The sequence below is a fragment of the Paenibacillus sp. FSL R5-0744 genome (assembly GCF_037972555.1).
Classification (GTDB): Bacteria; Bacillota; Bacilli; order Paenibacillales; family Paenibacillaceae; genus Paenibacillus_AQ.
Window position 1 is genome coordinate 2347794 of the sequence record NZ_CP150228.1, and the last position, 20323, is coordinate 2368116.

Consider the following 20323-nt stretch of genomic DNA (forward strand, 5'->3'; position numbering starts at 1 on the left):
TATCGCTTCTTTTTGCTTTATTTCGTTCCGTCCACCGCGATCATTTGCACCACGGCACGAGAGTCGCCAGGTAAGATGATTTCATCAGCATTCATCTGTGAGGAGCCATCACCATCTAGAAAAATACCTTCGAGACCTTCAGCAGGCACGCTCTGTAGGATGGTTGAACGGAACTCTGCCGCCGTCGAGAGTGTTGGCGTAACAATCAGCCACAGCTTGCCATTATCGTCATACAGCATGCCTGAGCGCATTCGTTTCTCATCCGAATAAGGAAGATGTTCTTTCGCTATCACATCTTCCCAGAGATCCTCATCCTGCAGATTCATACTAATGCCGCCTTGCGCAAAATAATGCTGGCGATCCGTAACGTTCAATTCTTCTCCCGATGAGACGACCTGTACGGAAAAGCTACGACTGGCACCATCCCAGACCAGGGTTCCGCGCGCATATTTAGCGTTAAACCAGCCGGAGCCGTACTCCTTTTTAACACCGTTAGTGGGGATATCATTCATGATAGCAATGGATAGAAGTGCATCTCCATAGAAGAAGCCTCCATTAATCCCATAAGCAATCACCTGCTGAAGGGGTGCACCAGCGGCTCTGAGTTTAATATCTTCGGGTGAAAGTGACATCATATAGAGTTGAACATTTTCTGGACTCACGGTCTCTAAATAAGTGTAAGCGTGTGGAAGACCATCAAAGGGATTTTCCTTGTGGCTTCTGGAAAACAGGAACATCGAGATTGCTGATGCTGCTATTATGAGCAGCAGAAGTGAGACTATCAGCCATTGTCTACGTCTCCAGAGCTGCTTTAACTTGCCAGTACTTGCCTCAGTTAGTGCCCACATAAGCAGCGAGAAGCTTAGCAGTGTTTACTACAGCTTGCTTATGTGTACGTTCCATGGAGTGGGAGGCGTGTACGCCTGGGCCGATCAGTGCGGCACGAATATTATTGCCGCCTCGAAGGGCAGCGGAAGCATCGGAGCCGTACATTGGATAGATATCAACGGCATAAGGAATAGCAAGTGCTTCTGCCAGCTCAATCAAACGGCCAGTCATAACATAATCATAAGGGCCTGAAGAATCTTTTGCACAGATGGACACATCGGTTTCTTTACAGCTAAGATCGTCGCCCATGGCGCCCATATCGACTGCGATCATTTCATTAATCTCGCCAGGAATCCAAGCTGTGCCATGTCCCACTTCCTCATAGTTGGAGATGAGGAAAGAAAGGTTGTGGAGCGGTTTCCAGCCTTCGCGCTTCATGCTTTCCAGCAGGCCAAGAAGGGCAGCAACGCTCGCTTTGTCATCCAGATGTCGGGATTTAATATACCCGCTAGGTGTAATCACCGCACGTGCATCGAAGGAAATGAAATCACCAACGGAGATGCCTAGCTTAAGTACATCTTCTTTGTTAGATACTAGCTCATCAATCCGTACTTCCATGTTCTCCTCTGAACGTTTGAAATCACGAGCATCTGGATATACGTGAACGGATGGATGGCTGGTTAAGATGGTTCCAGTATAGGTTCTGCCGCTGCGGGTATGGATCACGCAGTATTCATTCTCGATGCTGTGCATAGTGAAGCCACCAACAGAGGTCAGTCGCAGTGTACCATCAGATTTAATAGAGCGAACCATGCCTCCAAGTGTATCCACGTGAGCGCTGATGCCGATAGTACGGGAAGGATCTAGGCCTGGGACGGTTAGAATTACGCCGCCTTTTTCATTCCAGCTTAGCGGTACATTTAATGCTGCCGCTTCTTCGGCAACAAGGTTCATTACTTGTGCTGTGAAGCCGCTGGGGCTCGGTGTATCCAGCAATTTTTTTAGGATTGAGAGTATGTAATCTTCGTTTGGTTGAATAGTAATCATTAGTTAAGTCCTCCTGTTAGGCCATCATTGTCTGTGTTAAAAGAATCTAAAGAAGTGTCGGCATCACGAAGTTTGGTTAGCTCAGCATTTAAGCTTTTAATTTGTTTTTGTAGTTTGTACTGGCGAAAAATACCGTAAGAACCCACGATGATTCCACCAATTAACGCGCAGCCCAGAATAACTAGGATCAGCGGTATATTAACTACATCAAAACCGAAATTGACTTGAACGGGATCCACGTTGATGACTGCAAATATGGCTGTTAGCAGCGCAAAGATTAGACCTGCAATTAAAGACCATTGAATTTTCATTGAATTCTTCCTCCTCAGGGGATATAACAGAATAAAATCCCTTGCCCAAATAGGGCAAGGGATTAATGCAATACTAAGCTCTCTGCCTTATTTGGTCAACTGTTCCATTTGAGCGATAACATCTTCGAAGACACTCATCGCTTCGCGAATCGGCTCAGGAGAAGACATATCAACACCAGCTTTAGACAGAATATTAATGGAGTAGTCACTGCCGCCACTCTTCAGGAAGCCGAGGTAACGATCCACCGCAGGTTTGCCTTCTTCAAGAATTTGTTTGGCAAAGCTAGTCGCTGCTGAGAAGCCGGTTGCGTATTTATAAACATAGAAGCTGTTATAGAAATGCGGAATCCGCGCCCATTCCATCTCGATATCCTGATCTACAACCATTTCTTTACCATAGTACTTAACATTCAGGTCATAGTAGATGCTCGAAAGATCTTGTGGAGTAAGCGATTCACCTTCTTCAACACGCTGATGAATGATTTTCTCGAACTCAGCGAACATCGTCTGCCGGAAAATCGTTGTCCGGAACTGATCAGCATAGTAGGTGAGCAAGTACATTTTTTCTTTAGGATCTGTAGACTTTTTGAGTAAATAATCCATTAGCAGCGCCTCGTTAGTAGTAGAAGCAACCTCTGCTAGGAAAATCGTATATTGCGCATCCCGATAATTCAGAGCGTTATCCGAAAAATACGAGTGTAACGCATGGCCCATCTCATGTGCCAGTGTAAACATACTGTTTAAATTATCATTATGGTTCAGCAGTACGAAAGGATGCGTACCGTATGGCCCCCAGCTGTAAGCCCCGGACCGTTTATTCTCGTTCTCATACACATCGATCCATCCGTTGTCGTAGCCTTTTTGCAGCACATTCAGATAATCTTCACCGAGCGGTTTGAGACCCTCTTTAGTGATTTTCTTGGCTTCTTCATAGGTGATATCTAATTTATATTCATCAACAAGCGGTGCAAACAGATCATACATATGTAACTCATCGACACCCAGCAGCTTCTGACGCAGTTTCATATAACGGTGCATCAATGGAAGGCTTTCGTGAATCGTATCAATCAAGTTGGTGTAAACCTCTTTAGGAATGTTATCACCATAGAGTGACATTTCCATTACAGAAGGATATTTGCGAATTCGTGAGTAGAACACATTTTTATTCACATTGGCGCTAAGCGTTGCTGCGATAGTGTTCTTCTGCTTCCGGTAGGTATCATAGACTGCCTTAAAAGCATTTCGGCGAACCTCACGGTCGTTACTTTCGAGAAACTTGATATAGTTGCCATGAGTCAGTTCAACTTCTTTGCCATCCTCATCTTTGATCTTAGGGAATTTCAGATCCGCATTGTTCAGCATACTGAAAATATTCTGAGGTGCTTGAGCTAAATTTCCGACCTGAGCTAGCAGTGCTTCTTCAGCCTTAGAAAGCACATGGGCTTTTTCACGTTTCATTTCAGTTAAGGTGAATTTATAAGCGGATAGGTTCGGATCAGCGATGAATTGGTCGAGCTTCTCAACTGGCAACGCCAGAATTTCTGGGGTTACAAAAGATAAGGCTTCACCTGCTTCAATACCAAGCTTTTTCGCTTTGGAGGACAAAGCCTGAGAGTCAGGATTAGCTGTGTCTTCATCTTGACGCATATGTGCATACACGAAGAGTCGTTCAGTTAGGATGGACAGCTTGTCATCCATTTCAAAACATTTTTTTAGAGCATCCGCGGAATCTAGTGTACCCTGAAAATCCGCAGCTTTTTTGATTAAGGATTTAGCTTCAGCAAATTCTGCATCCCAATCCTTCTGAGAAGCAAACACATCTTCAAGCTTCCAACGATTCTCAGCAGGTACTTCGCTTCTTTTCAATAATTTTTCCATAGAAACCCTCCTAGAATGATGAGATGTAGTAGGCATAATCTCCCTCGGCAATACTGTAGATGATAAATCACCCGGTAGCAAGCTGAGCACAAGTAGAAGAGGGATGGACTTGGGTGAAATAGGCATAACATCCTCCTCTTGAAAGTAGAGTCGGTTTATTATGCCCTATTAAGTCCTGATTATTAATATTTAGTCTTCTTTAAATATATGAAAGTATAAGTTATGCCAATAAGCTATAAATAACAAAGATGAAGGCGAACAGAATCATAATGACTGCAGTTAAGGCCATGCCCCGCTTAAACTGTGGCGGGACACGATCCTTGGTCATAATTAGAACTGCGCCTAGACATAAGACTAGGACAACATAAATCGCGATATTTTCTGTGTTCATATTCTGTTATACCTGTTTGAAGGCTGCGATGATATTTTTATACTCTTCTTCATTATCTTTATAAGATTCTTTGTTGAATCGGTTGTTCACCCACTGCATCATAGCTGGACGACTAAGGAAAGTATGTGTTTCTTCTCCCCATTGATCGGAGATTTCGCGAAGTACAATATAACGTCCTTGAACTTCTACCGTCATCATATTCCATTTGTCTGTTTTGTATATTTCATGTTTTTTGATCATTATCATTACCACCCTGGCGATTTTTGGCTTTTGGCTCAATGATAACGCACTGGTCAAGGGAAAAGCAAATTAAATCACATATTTAAAGATCCAGATAGATTGATTTGAGTAAAAGATTGCAGTATAATATAGTTATACGCCATATATGGCGGTTATTTTTAGGAGGTTGTTCAATTGAAAGGTACAGTAAAATGGTTTAACGCAGAAAAAGGTTATGGTTTTCTTCAAGTAGAAGGCGGCGAAGATGTATTCGTACACTTCTCAGCAATTCAAGGTGAAGGATTCAAAACTTTGGACGAAGGTCAAGAAGTAGAATTCGATATCACTGATGGTAATCGTGGACCGCAAGCTGAAAACGTAGTAAAATTATAAGAAACGGCAAAGACAGTTAAGCTGTCTGCTATAAATATATAATTTACTTGGCAAGCCCTTGCAAGAGTGGTTACCAACTATAGAACACAGTTCTTTCGGGAACTGTGTTTTTTTACGTCTAATAGACATCAATTTAGATGAAAGGTCTTTGCATTCCCAAGTAAGGGATAGCAAAGACCTTTTAAAATTTTTGAGTATCAGAAGTGTTCTATTATAGGGAAGCTTTTTTGTTCTTATTCTTGAAATAGCGCATTGAATCTCGATGGGTATCCAATAAATGCTGTCCTAAAAAGCCTACAAAAGCAAGAAGGCTGAAGCCAACCGCTACCATATAGAAGGTGAAGCGTCCAGCTTCCTGATAGATCATTCCACCAAATGTACCACTTAGAAGTCCAGCTGCACTTGACCAAACAACTGTGTAGATTGCAAGACCGGTTGCTCGGAGACGATCAGGAATAATCCGAGTGATATAACGGACACATGTTACAAAAAAGACGCCAAATGTCAGGCTATGCAAGGCTTGAATCGCGATTATAGAGCCTGGGTGATCGGCGAGCGCCATTAGTAGAAAGCGAAGGGCATACATGAGACTGGCTAAAATTAATAAGGGCAGTTCTTTAAATTTGTCGCCGTATTTGCCGAGTATAAATAATACAGGGATTTCACTTAGTGCCGAGGCAAGTAATGCCCAGCCGATCACTTCCTCACCAGCGCCCAGGTTCTTTAAACTGATGGTGAGAAAAGCTTCGTTCATTCTATGGCCCAGTGCGAGTACAAAGACACATCCGAAGAACCACAGCACTTCTTTCCGCAAAAGAATATCTTTAAGCCCATGCTCTTTCTTGCCTGGTTTGGTAGTAACAGCTTTCTGATTGGGGAGCTCTGGAACAGTTTTTTTGACATCCTTTAGGCCAATTGTAATTAGAAGTGCGATTATAATGATAATAATACATAAGGTAAGACTCCAAGTAGCACCTAAAGCTCTAAGCGCATAACCGACAGTTAAAGCAAAGAAAGAATAGCCTAATGAGCCAAATACACGAATTGTAATGAAGTTTCGTCCGTGTCGCTCCGCAATTTTGATGGCCATTGTATCAGCAAGCGGAAAAACTGGGTAATAGAAGAAGTAGAAAAAGGACAAAATAAGCATAACGGAAGAAAATTCGGTCGCTCTGGCTAATAGAAGTCCGGTTACTAATTGCCCCGCGAGTAAAATAAACATGATTTTTCGAATGGTACCTAGCTTATCGCTCATCATACTCCAGAAGAGATTGGATAGGATGGAGATGAGGGGACCGAGAGAATACAAGTAGCCCACCTGAGAACTGCTAAACCCTAAATGTGTGTAGAATAAAGGAAAGTAGGATACTACAAGAACGCTAGTGCCATAAATCGTAAAAAGAAAGGAACGAAGCCAATTCTGATCACTGTAAGGGCTTCCGGTCCGTTTTGAAAACATGAAAGTGCACTCCTCTGAGATTGAAATATGGCTAGTATAGCATAAAGCAATGGAGGGTTATGTGTTTTATTCTTGAATTGCGTTATTTCTGAATCTTTCATAATTTTACGAAAGTGATTTTGTTGTTTGTACAAATACGTCTGATCATATTATAATAAGTGGTGATTTGGATAAGGAGACAACAATGTGGAGGCACTATCATTGAGTGAATTAGAGCAAGGCCGTTACCTTAGCCCGCGTGGCCCTATTGGGCTTATGAACAGGGTCTATAAGTACGTGCTGCCAGAAGTGAGAGAAAGTCTGGACTTCTGGCGCCAAGATGCGAATGGGATTCCCGATCCCGAGCTCCGGAAGCAAGCACTTGCCAGCATTGAAACAAAGGAGTTTCACTGCATAGGTGGAGGTATTTATGCCGCCGGCAATTTATCGATGAGACATATACTTATTCCGCTTATTGTTGCTTATCAAACTATCAGTGATTATCTAGATAACTTATGTGATCGCAGTACTTCGCTTGATCCTGCAGATTTCAGGCTGCTGCATCAATCTATGCTGGATGCCATTGATCCAAACGCTGAACCTGTCAATTATTATGCGCTTCGCGATGAACAGAATGACGGCGGGTACTTGTATAGGCTAGTTCGAAAATGCCAGGAAATGATCTCTTTGCTGCCAGGTTATTCCGCTGCTGCAGCGGAGATTCGTGATTTGGCTGTGCTGTATACAGATTTGCAGGTATATAAGCATATCCGCCCGGAACTCAGGGAAACAGCCCTGAAGGAATGGTGGGAGCAGCAGGGTAGCCGTGCTCCGCATCTGCATTGGAACGAGTTTGCAGCTGCAACGGGCTCAACTTTAGGCGTATTCATGCTTTTTCTATCTGCATGTGATCCGAAGCTAAGTAAGTCTTCTTCGGAATCGATTCGAGCTGCATATTTTCCACATGTTTGTGGATTGCACATTATGCTGGATTATTTGATTGATCAGGAAGAGGACCGAGCAGGCGGCGATCTTAATTTCTGCAATTATTATGACGACACGGATACCATGTTAAGTCGGATCGCTTCCATGGTTGAGTGGGCCCGTAAGGATGTACGTGAACTTCCGGAATCATCTATGCATCGTATGGTGATTGAGGGATTGCTGGCACTTTATTTATCTGATCCGAAAGTTAGCGAACAGCGGGAAGTTCGCACTGTGTCTAAAAGCCTGATGAGAGGAAGTCCGCTTACAAGGCTGTTCTTCTTCGCTAATAGCCGCTGGATACGCAATCGTTTTTTGTAACAAGGCTGCGAAGCTTCACCTATACAACGGATGGGGCATTGCACAACTTTAAGGAGGAACAACAGAATGTCAAAAATCAAAAAAATTGCAGTACTGACTAGTGGTGGAGATTCACAAGGTATGAACGCCGCTGTTCGTGCGGTTGTAAGAAGCGCACTTTATTATGGCATTGAAGTTTTTGGAGTTCAACGTGGATATCAAGGTCTTCTGAATCGCGATATCTTCCCTATGGATCTTCGCAGTGTTGGTGACATTATTCAACGTGGGGGAACCATTCTGCAATCTGCAAGATGTCTGGAGTTCACAAAACCAGAAGGTCAGCAAAAGGGTGCAGATATTCTTAATGAAATGGGCATCGATGGCCTAGTGGTTATAGGTGGAGATGGTTCTTATAAAGGTGCTAATAAACTAAGTAAACTCGGTATCAAGACGATGGCATTACCGGGAACTATTGATAATGATATTTCCTACACGGATTACACCATTGGGTTTGATACAGCAGTTGGTGTCGTTGTAGATGCTATTAATAAGCTGCGTGACACGATGTCCTCCCATGAGCGTTCTTCCATTGTTGAAGTTATGGGACGTCATTGTGGAGATATCGCGCTACATGCAGGTCTGGCTTCTGGAGCAGAAACAATTCTCGTGCCAGAAATGCCATATGACTTGAATGAAGTTGCGGATCGTATGCGCGACAACTTTGTCAGAGGTAAACGTCACAGTATCGTCATCGTTGCAGAAGGTGTGGGTAAAGGCGAAGATGTGGCCCAAGCGTTGAAAGATCGTCATGCTTCTCTGGATGCACGGGTTACTGTACTTGGACATATTCAGCGGGGAGGAACACCAACACCTGGAGACCGGAACCTTGCTAGCCGTCTTGGTGACTTTGCCGTTCGTAAACTAATTGAAGGTGAGTCTGATAAAGGTTGCGGTATCATCAAGGGAGAACTAACCCTTACAGATATCGATCTTGTAGTGAATACGAAGAAAGACTTTGACGTGGAGTTGTACGAGCTTGCATCCCGTCTTTCTCAATAATTAACATACAAAAAAGGAACAGCTGCGAATTTCGCACTGTTCCTTTTTTGTATTCTTTTGATTATTAGTGATGTGCTTGAGCGTCTGCATATTGTGTGGCATAACGGCGTTGAACTTTAACAAGCCGAGTCAAGAGCAATGTAGCCCCAATCGCAAGACCGGTGATCAAGCCGATCCAATAACCATAAGCTCCTAGATCCGTATAAGTAGCAAGTACATAGCCTGTAGGAAGCCCTATAACCCAATAAGCTATAAAGCAAATAATGAAGGCTGGATTAACATCCTTATAGCCACGAAGTGCTCCTTGTGTAGGTGTTGCAATCGCATCGGAAATCTGGAAAAAGATCGCATAGATTAAGAAATGCTGAATTAATGATATGACATCAGTTTCATCAGTGTATAAACCAGCTACATGATGGCCGGCAAATAAGAGCAGGAGTGCAGTTGCCAGGGAGAGGATAGCCGCAAGTCCAATTCCCATAATGGCATATTGACGGGCATCCTTTTGCCTGCCGGATCCAGTCTCGAAGCCGACGAGAATGGTAAGGCTCATACAGATACTGAGCGGAATCATATATAACGTAGTTGCAAAATTAATGGCTGCTTGATGAGCTGCAATCGTTACAGTATCGAACCGACTCATCAACAAGGTTACAGCGGAGAAGACTGCAGTTTCAAAAAAAATCGAGAAGCCAATAGGTACACCGATCTTCAGTAGATCTTTGAAGCTTTTTAGCGATATAAAGTAGAACTTTCGGAAGATTCTAAGGCTTGCAAAGGGTTCTACTCGATAAATGAACAGCAGGGCAACCGAAAAAATTACCCAGTAGGTGATAGCTGATGCCACTCCAGCTCCAACACCACCAAGTCGAGGAAACCCGAATTTTCCGAAGATTAGTAAGTAGTTCAAACCAACATTCACGGGTAGGGCTATGAGTGTGATCAACATGGACACTCGTGTTTGTCCCAGAGCGTCTATACAACTACGGAGAACTGTATATCCAAACAGCGGGATAATTCCGAAGGAGATCGCACTTAGGAAACGAAATGCAACATCTCTTACAGTCGGCTCCAGATTCATAAAATTAAGGATAGGTAACAAGGCGAAGCTCCCGATTAGTAAGACAATTACAGAGACGATCAGTGATAACCAGATTCCCTGTGTGACTTGATAGGCTACTTCCTTTTCTTTTTTGCTTCCGATGAGCTGAGAGACGATGGGGGTAATCCCCATAAGGATTCCACTTAAGCCCGTTTGAATTGGAATCCAGAGACTGGTTCCTATCGCCACACCTGCCAGATCGGCTGTACTAAACTTACCTGACATGTTTGTATCAAAGAAGGTTATCGCTGACAAAGCAATCTGTGTAACCAGAATTGGAAATAAAATATGAAAGAATTGTATTGCTTTTTGTTTTAAAGAGGTGGTTTGTATCATCGTTCTTTGCCTCATTCTTTGTTGGTTTTTATTGATTACAGTAAAAGTTCCCTTTTTCTCCATTAAAAGACCCGGCAAATGCCGGGTCTTTATCTTTATATATCATACCTGATTTCAATTATACATAATAAGGGCTATTACATCATTTCTCATAATCGACATCGGAGGTATATCGGTTATTGGCGTTCCAGAGCAGAAACTCCTCTACATTTTCATCTTTTAAAGCGCGGATTTGATCCTCCACCTGTTTTTTACCGTATTTAATATAATGACCTTTTCCGAGCCAGCTTGCTGTAAAATCTTGAATCCAAGGACGAATAACAGGTTTGTAGCTGCCTAGAGGATCAAGCTTCTTATGGGTATCAACCATGGAGCCTTTAATGGTAGCATACGGATCTAAGTCAGGCTCTTTCACTCCAAACCATCCCGTTGAATAATGACTCGGATAAATCATCGGGCTGATGACATCCACATTCTTGGATATTTTAACAAAGTCTTGTCCTATGCCCTCAGCAGGAGCAGATGCGGCATATCCAAAAATATCTACGGATACACGAACACCGAGTGGAGCAAGCTCTGCTTTTGCGTATTTTACAAAATTAGAAATGATATCTACGCGAGAATCGCTGGTTTTGGTGTATTTAAGTGTGTCTGCACGTTTTTCGAATCCTTCAGGAAAGCGCACATAGTCGAATTGAATTTCTTTAAAGCCGAGTTTGACAGCTTCTTTGGCGATATCGACATTGTACTTCCAGACATCTTCATTATAAGGATTAACAAAGCTATCGCCGCCTTTATTCTTCCATACTGTGCCGTCTGCATTAACAAAGGATAATTGCGGGTTCTTTTTGGCAAGTATAGAGTCCTTAAAGACAACAATTCGAGCGATAGGATATACATCATGTTTATTCAATCTTTCCATCAGTTTGTTGATGTCGCCAATAAATGGCTGCGGATTACCGAGTTTCTGAAGTTCAGGATTTTCGGTTTTATACGTGATGTAACCTGCATCATCCTTAATGTCGATGACCATAGAATTTAGTTCCGTCTGATCAAGTAAAGAAAGAAGCTTTTCCATTCGTTCTCCACCGGCACTGTATGCGGTAACATAGATGCCTTTTACTTTTGGAGCATCCGGCTGAGGATCTGCGTGTAGCATGCTTTGTGAGTCATTTGCTTCTGCTGTAGCATTTGGAGCTGGAGTTGAACCATTTGAATTATTATTTTGCGCAGCGATGATGGGGGGATTCATGGCGGACTTCAATGCAATTGCCACTTCAGCGTCATGTTGATTCTGTTGCACGCCTACACTTCCCAAGGCCATCATCAGTAGAGCCCAGGTGATGTTCATTCGTATTCTCTCCCTTTATGTACATTTCCTAAATTATATAGGAACGGTTGCTTCTAAAAAGAACAGTGTTGTAATAATGTTGGCTCAGATCGGGTCTGAAAATCCATCCTTCGATGTATATAACCGGGACGCACAGATTCTAAACGTATTGTAAAAAGTAAATGCCGCCTCAACACGGCAACATGGCCGAACTTAAGGCGGCAACTATCAAGACTTCTCTTGCGGCTTACTCATTGAAGATACGCAGAATTCTGATGTTCACAGATACTGTAATGGATGATATCCATGGCATCTGCAGGTTCCAGAATACTAAGCCCGTCACGCAGAACGATTACGGAATTTAATTCGTCCTGTTTGAGAAACGGCATCATATCAGGATACCACCTCATGACGATTGCTGACAGCTTTACCGTTTCCATTTCCACAAAAATCACCCTTTCCTTTTTCGATAGGTCTGAATGGAATTCAGTAATCATCGGAAAACGAAGTGCTTGGAAAAAAGAGGGGTAAATCTCAATCTTTATGAAATTGTTAGGGTTCTGCGTGATTATAATATATCACAATTCTGTGATTGGTGCATTTTCCAAATTAATACTTTCCATTGCCGGTTTTTATCTTTTTCGGAAGGAGCCCATAACACCAACTGTCTCGACAATATTTACAAATGCTTGAGGATCTGTCGTGCGGATAATACGTTGCAGTTCAGCAAGTTCGTAGCGGGTTGTTACTGTCATTAGCATGTCCTTTTCAACATGAGAATAAGCGCCTTCTGTTTTAATCTTTGTGACACCACGTTGAAGCCCCATTAGATGCTGAAGGAGCTCATCTGTACGATTTGTTACTATATATACGGTTACCTTTAAATGGCTGATGTGAATCATGTCCAGTACCTTACCAGTTACATATATAGATACCATAGATGCAAGAGCCAAGTTCCAGTTGTTATCAAAATATGCCGCGGCAAGAATAACGAGTCCATTTAAGCTAACCACCACGTTTCCAACTGGGAAATCGCGGAATTTAGTGATGATGGATCCCAGGATATCAAAACCTCCGGATGAACCACCTGCACGGAAGCTGAAGCCACAGCCAATACCGACCAGCACTCCACCAAATACAGAAGAAAGCAGCATATCAGTAGCTACCAAATATTCGGGAATGATCGTCAAGAACCAGGTTGTTGCCACAACGGATAACATGCTTAGCATAATAAATCTCCGGCCTAGCTGGAACCAACCAGCTACAAGCAATGGAATATTAAAGAGAAAGTACAAGAGGCTTATGTTTAGTGGTGTAAAGTAACCCACTAACATCGAAAGCCCGGATACTCCTCCGCTGAGTAAGCGATGAGGGATTAGAAAAAGATTAAATCCACTGGCGATCAACGCTGCTCCAAAAATAACTGCAATACAATTCCAAATCTGTCTTAACAAGCAAATCCACCTCTATAAATAAATTTAAAAATAAACCATGTATGCAATGAAAAGAAAGGAACCCACTGGTATTCCTACTTAGAGTTGTGATATAATGTACAGGATATTCTTGAGTAGGACGTTACAATGGTATTTTTGCATTGCATCGGATGTAAAGCTACAGTTGCTCAGGTACAATGAAGTACCTGATGAAAGGGAGGCTTTTCGTCCCAAAAGCGCTATATCATGCAGAAAAAAGAGCATGATTGGACAGCATATAAATGTGTTTACCGCTACTTAAGAATACAGACAAGCATGTGGAATGTCCACTGTATAGAAGGAGCATGAATAATTTGAAAACATTCGCAGAATTTGGCTTGGAGCCAAAAGTGCTACAAGCAATCACAGAGTTAGGATTTGAGGAGGCAACACCGATACAGGAGCAGTCAATTCCATTGGCATTGACTGGGTCGGATCTGATCGGTCAAGCACAGACTGGTACAGGTAAGACTGCTGCTTTTGGTATCCCCCTCATTTCGAAGATTAATCGCGAAGACGAAAAAATTCTGGCACTTATCATGGCACCAACTCGTGAGTTGGCCATTCAAGTATCAGAAGAAATCGGTAAGCTAAGCCGTTTTAAAGGTCTTCGTTCGTTGGCAATTTATGGCGGACAAGATATTGGTCGCCAAATCCGTGGTCTTAAGAAGAAACCACAAATTATTATTGGTACACCTGGACGTTTGCTTGACCATATCAACCGTAAAACCATTCGTTTGGATGATGTTCAAACTGTTGTATTGGATGAAGCAGATGAAATGCTGGATATGGGCTTTATGGAAGATATTCAGACAATCCTCAAGCTCGTTCCTGAAGAGCGTCAAACTATGTTGTTCTCGGCTACAATGCCTCCAAACATTCAACGTCTTGCACAGCAATTCCTGAACAACCCGCAACACGTCTCCGTTATTCCGAAACAAATCAGTGCTCCGCTGATTGATCAAGCATATGTTGAAGTACCTGAACGTCAAAAGTTCGAAGCGCTTAGTCGTTTGATTGATATGGAATCACCTGAGCTTGCAATCGTGTTCGGACGCACGAAGCGCCGGGTTGATGAGCTTGCAGAAGCTTTGCAAAAACGTGGATACTCAGCTGATGGATTACATGGTGACCTGTCTCAGAACCAACGTGATGCTGTAATGCGTAAATTCCGTGATGGCAGCATTGATGTGCTGGTAGCTACTGACGTAGCGGCTCGTGGTTTGGACGTATCTGGCGTTACTCATGTAATTAACTTTGACTTGCCGCAAGATCCAGAAAGCTATGTACACCGTATCGGTCGTACTGGTCGCGCTGGTAAAGAGGGTACAGCTTGGTCTTTCGTTACTCCACGCGAAATGGATCACCTGCATTTGATCGAACGCGTTACTCGTCACCGTATTACTCGTAAACCATTGCCAACTATGGCTGAGGCTATTGAAGGTAAACAACGCGTAACAGCAGAGCGCTTGCTTGAAATGGTTGAGAACGGTGAATTGAATGAGTACAAAGGTATTTCTATTCAGTTGCTTGAGCAATATGATTCTGTACAATTGCTGTCAGCTGCAATGAAGCTTCTGACTGGTGATAAGAAGGATTCTGCAATTGAATTGACTCCTGAAGATCCAATCCGTGCTAAACGTCGTGGTGGTAAGAACGACATTCGCAGTGGTCGCAAACCTAATGGTGGTTATGGTGGCAACCGTGGTACTTCCGGTGGCAGCACTGGCGGATACCGTGGAAACCGTGACAACAACGGTGGCGGAAGTCGTGGTGGCTACAGCAGCGGTGGTAGTAACTATGGTAGTGGCAGTGGCGGTTATGGCGGTGGCTATAAAGGCAACCGTGATGGCGCAGCTAGCCGTGATGGTGGAGCGAACCGCAGTGCGGACCGCAAACCATCTACTCGCCCAAGCAGCACGAGCACACGTCCAGCAAAACGCGAAGATTTCGATAATTAATACTTGATCAGAACCCGCGGGGGATGATTTATCAAAATATAAGAAGACGAGATGCCGAATAGCGGTTCTCGTCTTCTTTTTGCTGAAATATAAGGGTGTTTATTGAATTAGCAGCTTATTTAAATGAAAGTACGAGTGATGATAACGAGCAGGATAAACAATACGAGGATCGTACCAGTGGAAGTCCAGCCGCCGTAGCCAACAGGTGAGGACATATAATAACCTCCTTTAGAATGTAGTGATTTTGGAAATTCTTATGGTCACAATCCCAATATATGGACTTTATAGACTTAATGCATAGACGATGACCTAGAATTCAGAAAGTTGGGCTATGGAAAAGAGTAGGTCAAATGAGGTATAGTTAAGATAAGCAGTATGCAAGAGACAGAGGAGGAAGGGAATTGGAGTTTAAAGGAGCAATGGGTGGTTTATACCGCATCACAGAATGGATTACACGTATCGCAGCTAGTAATATCTTATGGGCACTATGTTCCGCCCCGTTTTTATTTTTCGGATTGATGAAATTGATGATGCTTGGGACAAGCTCAGGTGGAGTAAATGAGCAGCTCACATTGAACTGGGCTATGGGGATTCTGGCGCCGTTTACAGTATTTCCTGCTTCGGCGGCTTTATTTACCGTTGTGCGCAAATGGGTTATGGGGAACACGGATGTAGGAACTTTTCGTACGTTTTTTCAGGGGTATAAAGAGAATTATTTAAAAAGTATGCTCGGTGGAATTATCTACACATTGATGTTCGTTATTATGTACGTCGATGTAACGGTTTACATGACACAAATGCCTAACTTCAGAATTGTTGGTATTTTGATGTTAGTGCTCATGATTATTTTATCGGTGTCCATGTTTAACTTCTTTTCTATTGTCGTTCATTATCAAATGAGCTTTAAACAAGTGATGACTAACTCAATATTGCTGACTATAGCGCGTCCAATTCGCGTGTTCTCAACTTTGATTGCAGCTGCAGTGCTAGCTTATATTGGTCTTAGATATCCAGCACTGTATTTCATCTGTATTCCAACGTTGATTGCGATGGCTGCTTTCTTTAACTTCTATGCTACCTATAATAAACTGCAATTGCAGGTGGAGCAGAAGAAACTGAAAGAGGAAGAAGAGCGAGAAGCTGCTTTGAACAATCAAGAGGATGACGACGATGACGATGATGATTTTGAAGACGATGTTGAGGATAAAGATGTAAAACGTGTTTAACAAAGACGAGTATTAAGCATTGGAAATCGTCAGTAATTTAATTCCAGTGTAAAATAAAGCGCATACAGGTTTACTTTTTCGTTAAAACGCAATATAATAATAACAAATCCTGCGATGTTCGTTACGGTTGCTCGTTGTTTTGAACCAATGATAATGTCTTGGGAGATCTACACGAAGCGCAGCTGAACAGCCCTGTCTATATGACTTGGGGAATTCAAAAACGTTTTCTGCGATCACCCACCTGCTCTAGCAGGTTCAGAAGACACTGTAGCCGGACGGCATAAGCGGGTTTTCTATTGTTTAGGCCAAAGCGCCCTGTATCCCGTGAAAGTTGGGAACGGGCGCTTTTTTGTGTGTCTGGAACAAGGAGAAAGTGAGTAATACCCTTTTGTTCCTGAGACAAGAGTGTTACACTTAGAATAATGAACTTGGGATTTGTAGAGGGGGAAGAATTTTGTCGTTAAAAAGAACCTTGGTCGGTTTATTCCGTAGTCATGATGGAACAAGCGACCGCGCAAAAGATCCGACATTAAAAACGCGTTATTACAATCTAACGAAAGACAAAGCTTGGGAGGAAGTTTCATCAACGCTTAAGAAGATTCCTGGATTCAAGGTGCTTCATGAAGTGGAGTCAGTAGGTGAGATCACTCTGGAGAAGAGAACGGCATTCGGCCGTACACTGGACATTACTGTCTCTGTGCTCAATACCACACCTGTACGTTGTGGTGTAGATATGTACTCTGCATCTAGAGGTTCGCTAGGTGATTTGGGTGCTAATTACCGTGTCATTCAGCGGTTATATGCGTCCTTGGACAAAAAATTAGGAAAATACAAAGCAGACTAATTTTCAGAGATTCTTACTAAACCTTCTTACTTAGGGATTGTATGAATGCGTTTACGCAAATGTTGACTGCTCTGGATATTATCGATAAATCTTTCTATTACAAAAAAAGCGGGAGAAGGATGGACCTTCTTCCGCTTTTTTCAAAATATAAGAAAGTATAAGTTCTACACCTATACTTTATGTCTTATATTTCTCGCATAAACACTTTGTCGTCCTTATAAGGACGACAAAGGCATTTATGCTTGCAGTGATAAGTAAGTATTGTCGAAAATGGCCGCTAACTTACTGTTCTAGAGAATTAGAGCAAACTCTTCACAGCAGCTATAGCATCTTCGTAATTAGGGTGCTCAGTCATTTCACTCAAATATTCAACATAGGTGAGTGTGTTGTTCTTGTCTAGTACAAAAATAGAACGCATATCTAACCGGAATTCTTTGATTAGTACGCCATAAGCTTGTCCGAATGAGGCTGCTTTGTGATCGGATAGAGTGATTACGCGATCGATCCCTGCAGCGCCACACCAGCGGGCTTGAGCAAATGGTAGGTCCATACTTACCGTGAGGATAACTACATCGTCACCTAGCTCTGCAGCTTCGCTATTGAACCGGCGGGTCTGTGCATCACATACACCAGTATCTAGAGAAGGTACAACACTGATCAGCTTGATTTTACCGGCATAATCACTAAGAGACACTTCTTCCAGTAGATTCTTACTTAGAACAAAATCAGGAGCGGGATCACCAGCTGTAAGCTTGGGTCCTACGAGAGTGATGGGGCTGCTTTTGAAAGTAGCTACGCCTGTTCTTTCTTGCGTCATATCCTTGTTTTCCTCCTCGAATTGTAATATTGGCTCTTACTGCCACAATAAATTATAATCTTATTTACAGGGAGATGTCCAACAGAGCAAGATATAAATGTAAAGGGATGGGTGTAATGATATTTATTCGGTATGAAAATTGGAAAAGTTATCTCCGGTATTACCCGGTAACATGTCTTCTCATTGTAGCTAATGTGATTATGTTTATGCTCATGGCGTTCAATGGTGGATCCACCAATATACAAACACTTGTTGATTTTGGTGCTATAGTTGATGTTAGCCCGTATAAAGAGGAACTGTGGCGTTATGTGGCGGCTATTTTTTTACATAATGGGTTTTCCCATCTATTCTTTAATAGCTTCGCTCTACTGGTATTTGCACCGCCTCTGGAGCGCCTGCTTGGTTGGTGGCGATATGCACTTCTTTATGTGGTAGGTGGAGTTCTTGCGAATTTTCTAACGATTGCAATCAGCAGTCGCTCAGTATTAGAGGTAGGTACGGTCTCGGTAGGTGCTTCTGGAGCAATCTACGCCGTCTATGGCGCATTTTTATACATTGCTGTTATTCAACGGGCGATGATGGACGAAGGCTCGCGAAAGACATTATACGGTTTGCTCGTAATTGGGATCATTATGTCGTTTGCAACACCAAATGTGAATTGGGTTGCGCATATCGGAGGCTTGGTTTCTGGCTTTTTCCTATATGGACTTATTATTCGTATATTTAAAAAAAGCCTAAGACAGGGGCGATGATGGAGTGGAGCTAAGACAGCTGCAATATTTTCTAAAGGTAGCCCAAAAAGAACATGTAACAAGAGCGGCGGAGGAACTTCATGTAGCGCAGTCTGCGGTAAGCCGTCAGATTCATCAATTGGAGCAAGAGCTTGGGGTTGACTTGTTCATGCAAAAAGGGCGTAATTTGCAGCTTACGCCAGTTGGACAGCTCTTTTGCAAGCGGGTGGATAGTATTCTTAAGGAATTGGAACATTCGGTAAATGAAGTGCATGAATTTCTAGATCCGGAACGTGGAGAGATTCGTATAGGGTTTCCTCACAGTCTTGGAACGCATCTTATCCCGACTATCGTTGCAGAATTCCGCCAGCACTATCCCCATGTTAAGTTTCGCTTTAAGCAGGGCTCTTACCCTTCGCTGATAAAGGACGTATTATCTGGAGAGGTGGATTTAACATTTATTTCGCCTTTTCCGGAAAATGATGAGCATGTCTCTGGAGATATTGTTATGACTGAAGAGTTATTTGCAATACTTCCTCAGAATCATCAGCTGGCAGGAGAATCTGAGATCCGACTGGAACAGCTTCAGAATGAAAAGTTTGTTCTATTCAGTCAAGGTTATTCTTTGAGACCGATCGTTTGGCAAGCGTGCTTGCAGGCGGGATTTCAACCACAGATTGCATTCGAAGGTGGGGAGACTGATACCATACGTGGTTTAGTGGCGGCAGGGATGGGTGTAAGCCTTCTGCCGGAGATGGCGTTCTATCAGACGAATCCTCTCCAGCCAGCTCAGGTAAGGGTTGTGGAGCCTGCTGTGACGAGGACGGTTGGTTTGATCTACCGAACAGATAGTAAGTTGCCGCTGGTTGCACGTTCGTTTCGGACTTTTTTGATATCCTATTTTAAAGCGAGGCAAAATAATACCCCGGTTGGCTCTTAGCCTTCCGGGGTTTCTTTTTGTGCTGTATTTTTGTATTAGTCGCGGTTACCTAAAAAGACAGTAATCAAACGAAGCAGTTCGAGTAAGGAGACTAGCGCGGCGGCAACGTACGTTAATGCAGCTGCGTTTAGGACTTTGGCTACTCCGCGTTCCTCTTCGTTACGAATGTAGCCTTGCTCTACCATGACTTGACGTGCCCGATTGCTGGCATTGAACTCAACTGGGAGTGTCACAAGCTGGAAGGCAACAGCGGCCGAGAAGAAAATGATACCAAGGCCTACAAGATTAAAGTAACCGAATATAAATCCTGCCATAAGCATGAATGGTGCTATACCTGATGCAAAATTAACTACTGGGAACATCCGGTGACGTAGTGTTAACATAGGATAACTTACTTTATGCTGAATGGCGTGACCCACTTCGTGACAAGCGACTGAGACTGCTGCGATAGAACTCTCATAATAAACAGGCTCTGATAAGCGTACAACTCTGTGAATCGGATCATAGTGGTCAGAAAGCGTACCTCTTACAGGCTCAATCGGAACATCGTGAAGTCCATTTGCATCGAGCATGCGTCTAGCTGCTTCATATCCTGTCAGACCGTTTAAGTTGGCCACCTTGGACCATTTGCTGAATGTCCCTTTAACTCTGAACTGGGCCCATAATGAAAAAATAAAAGCGATAATTACTAATAGATACATTCCCATAGCTGCATT

The 20323-nt window shown here is 43.0% G+C and carries 22 protein-coding genes and 1 other RNA gene; 9 read left to right on the top strand and 14 right to left on the bottom strand.

Annotated features, from left to right (window positions below; all coding sequences use genetic code 11):
• Positions 1–17: 17 nt before the first annotated feature.
• From MKY19_RS10030 to MKY19_RS10055, 6 genes are all read right to left on the bottom strand, one after another.
• A complete protein-coding gene (locus tag MKY19_RS10030; protein ID WP_339802405.1) occupies positions 18–848 on the bottom strand; it encodes a hypothetical protein in 831 nt (276 codons plus the stop codon).
• Positions 832–1872, bottom strand: a complete 1041-nt coding sequence (locus MKY19_RS10035; RefSeq protein ID WP_042193612.1) for a M42 family metallopeptidase — start codon at positions 1870–1872, stop codon at positions 832–834. Before MKY19_RS10035 ends, MKY19_RS10030 begins: the two co-directional genes overlap by 17 nt.
• Positions 1873–1874: 2 nt before the next feature.
• Positions 1875–2186 carry a lipopolysaccharide assembly protein LapA domain-containing protein gene (locus MKY19_RS10040; RefSeq protein WP_339802408.1) on the bottom strand — a complete coding sequence of 104 codons (312 nt, stop codon included), beginning with the start codon at positions 2184–2186 and terminating at the stop codon, positions 1875–1877.
• A gap of 87 nt (positions 2187–2273) precedes the next feature.
• Positions 2274–4064 carry an oligoendopeptidase F gene (gene pepF, locus MKY19_RS10045; RefSeq protein ID WP_042186822.1) on the bottom strand — a complete coding sequence of 597 codons (1791 nt, stop codon included), beginning with the start codon at positions 4062–4064 and terminating at the stop codon, positions 2274–2276.
• Between the two features lie 220 nt (positions 4065–4284).
• Positions 4285–4455, bottom strand: a complete 171-nt coding sequence (locus MKY19_RS10050) for a hypothetical protein (protein WP_167348490.1) — start codon at positions 4453–4455, stop codon at positions 4285–4287.
• A 6-nt stretch (positions 4456–4461) separates the two neighbouring features.
• Complete coding sequence (locus tag MKY19_RS10055) at positions 4462–4695, bottom strand: hypothetical protein (RefSeq protein WP_036689271.1); 234 nt, start codon at positions 4693–4695, stop codon at positions 4462–4464.
• A gap of 174 nt (positions 4696–4869) precedes the next feature.
• Here MKY19_RS10055 and MKY19_RS10060 point away from each other — a divergent pair, with 174 nt between their 5' ends.
• Positions 4870–5067: a cold shock domain-containing protein gene (locus MKY19_RS10060; RefSeq protein ID WP_042126303.1), complete on the top strand. Its 198-nt coding sequence runs from the start codon at positions 4870–4872 to the stop codon at positions 5065–5067.
• Between the two features lie 211 nt (positions 5068–5278).
• Here MKY19_RS10060 and MKY19_RS10065 read toward each other — a convergent pair whose 3' ends face one another.
• Positions 5279–6526 carry an MFS transporter gene (locus tag MKY19_RS10065; protein WP_076283175.1) on the bottom strand — a complete coding sequence of 416 codons (1248 nt, stop codon included), beginning with the start codon at positions 6524–6526 and terminating at the stop codon, positions 5279–5281.
• A gap of 201 nt (positions 6527–6727) precedes the next feature.
• Here MKY19_RS10065 and MKY19_RS10070 point away from each other — a divergent pair, with 201 nt between their 5' ends.
• Together MKY19_RS10070 and pfkA are read left to right on the top strand one after the other, a co-directional pair.
• The gene (locus tag MKY19_RS10070; protein WP_042193615.1) at positions 6728–7810 is read left to right on the top strand and encodes a tetraprenyl-beta-curcumene synthase family protein; all 1083 of its coding nucleotides are present in this window, start codon (positions 6728–6730) and stop codon (positions 7808–7810) included.
• 66 nt (positions 7811–7876) lie between these two features.
• Complete coding sequence (gene pfkA / locus MKY19_RS10075; protein WP_042126307.1) at positions 7877–8848, top strand: 6-phosphofructokinase; 972 nt, start codon at positions 7877–7879, stop codon at positions 8846–8848.
• 64 nt (positions 8849–8912) lie between these two features.
• On the opposite strand, the gene MKY19_RS10080 is transcribed toward pfkA, so the two are convergent.
• From MKY19_RS10080 to MKY19_RS10095, 4 genes are all read right to left on the bottom strand, one after another.
• On the bottom strand, positions 8913–10286 hold the full coding sequence (locus MKY19_RS10080) for an MATE family efflux transporter (RefSeq protein WP_339802413.1): 1374 nt from the start codon (positions 10284–10286) through the stop codon (positions 8913–8915).
• A gap of 142 nt (positions 10287–10428) precedes the next feature.
• On the bottom strand, positions 10429–11637 hold the full coding sequence (locus tag MKY19_RS10085) for a putative glycoside hydrolase (protein WP_339802415.1): 1209 nt from the start codon (positions 11635–11637) through the stop codon (positions 10429–10431).
• Positions 11638–11867: 230 nt separating this feature from the next.
• A complete protein-coding gene (locus tag MKY19_RS10090) occupies positions 11868–12056 on the bottom strand; it encodes a hypothetical protein (protein WP_036689649.1) in 189 nt (62 codons plus the stop codon).
• Positions 12057–12248: 192 nt separating this feature from the next.
• Positions 12249–13070, bottom strand: a complete 822-nt coding sequence (locus MKY19_RS10095; protein WP_076283172.1) for a YitT family protein — start codon at positions 13068–13070, stop codon at positions 12249–12251.
• 332 nt (positions 13071–13402) lie between these two features.
• On the opposite strand from MKY19_RS10095, the gene MKY19_RS10100 reads away from it, so the two are divergent.
• Positions 13403–15049 (top strand): DEAD/DEAH box helicase, encoded by a 1647-nt coding sequence (locus tag MKY19_RS10100; protein WP_076283171.1) that lies wholly within the window; start codon positions 13403–13405, stop codon positions 15047–15049.
• 119 nt (positions 15050–15168) lie between these two features.
• Here MKY19_RS10100 and MKY19_RS10105 read toward each other — a convergent pair whose 3' ends face one another.
• Complete coding sequence (locus MKY19_RS10105; protein WP_042186834.1) at positions 15169–15264, bottom strand: hypothetical protein; 96 nt, start codon at positions 15262–15264, stop codon at positions 15169–15171.
• A gap of 186 nt (positions 15265–15450) precedes the next feature.
• On the opposite strand from MKY19_RS10105, the gene MKY19_RS10110 reads away from it, so the two are divergent.
• The 3 genes from MKY19_RS10110 to MKY19_RS10120 all read left to right on the top strand — a co-directional run bounded on the left by MKY19_RS10110 (position 15451) and on the right by MKY19_RS10120 (position 17119).
• The gene (locus tag MKY19_RS10110; RefSeq protein ID WP_339802420.1) at positions 15451–16275 is read left to right on the top strand and encodes a DUF624 domain-containing protein; all 825 of its coding nucleotides are present in this window, start codon (positions 15451–15453) and stop codon (positions 16273–16275) included.
• Between the two features lie 103 nt (positions 16276–16378).
• Positions 16379–16570, top strand: a non-coding RNA gene (gene ssrS / locus MKY19_RS10115) — 6S RNA.
• Between the two features lie 159 nt (positions 16571–16729).
• Positions 16730–17119 (top strand): DUF1499 domain-containing protein, encoded by a 390-nt coding sequence (locus MKY19_RS10120; protein ID WP_042186839.1) that lies wholly within the window; start codon positions 16730–16732, stop codon positions 17117–17119.
• A gap of 298 nt (positions 17120–17417) precedes the next feature.
• On the opposite strand, the gene tpx is transcribed toward MKY19_RS10120, so the two are convergent.
• On the bottom strand, positions 17418–17936 hold the full coding sequence (gene tpx / locus MKY19_RS10125; RefSeq protein ID WP_042186841.1) for a thiol peroxidase: 519 nt from the start codon (positions 17934–17936) through the stop codon (positions 17418–17420).
• 116 nt (positions 17937–18052) lie between these two features.
• Between tpx and MKY19_RS10130 the strand changes: the two genes are divergently transcribed.
• Complete coding sequence (locus tag MKY19_RS10130) at positions 18053–18688, top strand: rhomboid family intramembrane serine protease (protein ID WP_076283402.1); 636 nt, start codon at positions 18053–18055, stop codon at positions 18686–18688.
• Between the two features lie 4 nt (positions 18689–18692).
• Positions 18693–19607 carry a LysR family transcriptional regulator gene (locus tag MKY19_RS10135; RefSeq protein WP_042186843.1) on the top strand — a complete coding sequence of 305 codons (915 nt, stop codon included), beginning with the start codon at positions 18693–18695 and terminating at the stop codon, positions 19605–19607.
• A gap of 35 nt (positions 19608–19642) precedes the next feature.
• Here the strand turns inward: MKY19_RS10135 and MKY19_RS10140 are convergent, their stop codons facing one another.
• On the bottom strand, positions 19643–20314 hold the full coding sequence (locus tag MKY19_RS10140) for a zinc metallopeptidase (RefSeq protein ID WP_042186846.1): 672 nt from the start codon (positions 20312–20314) through the stop codon (positions 19643–19645).
• Positions 20315–20323: the final 9 nt, after the last annotated feature.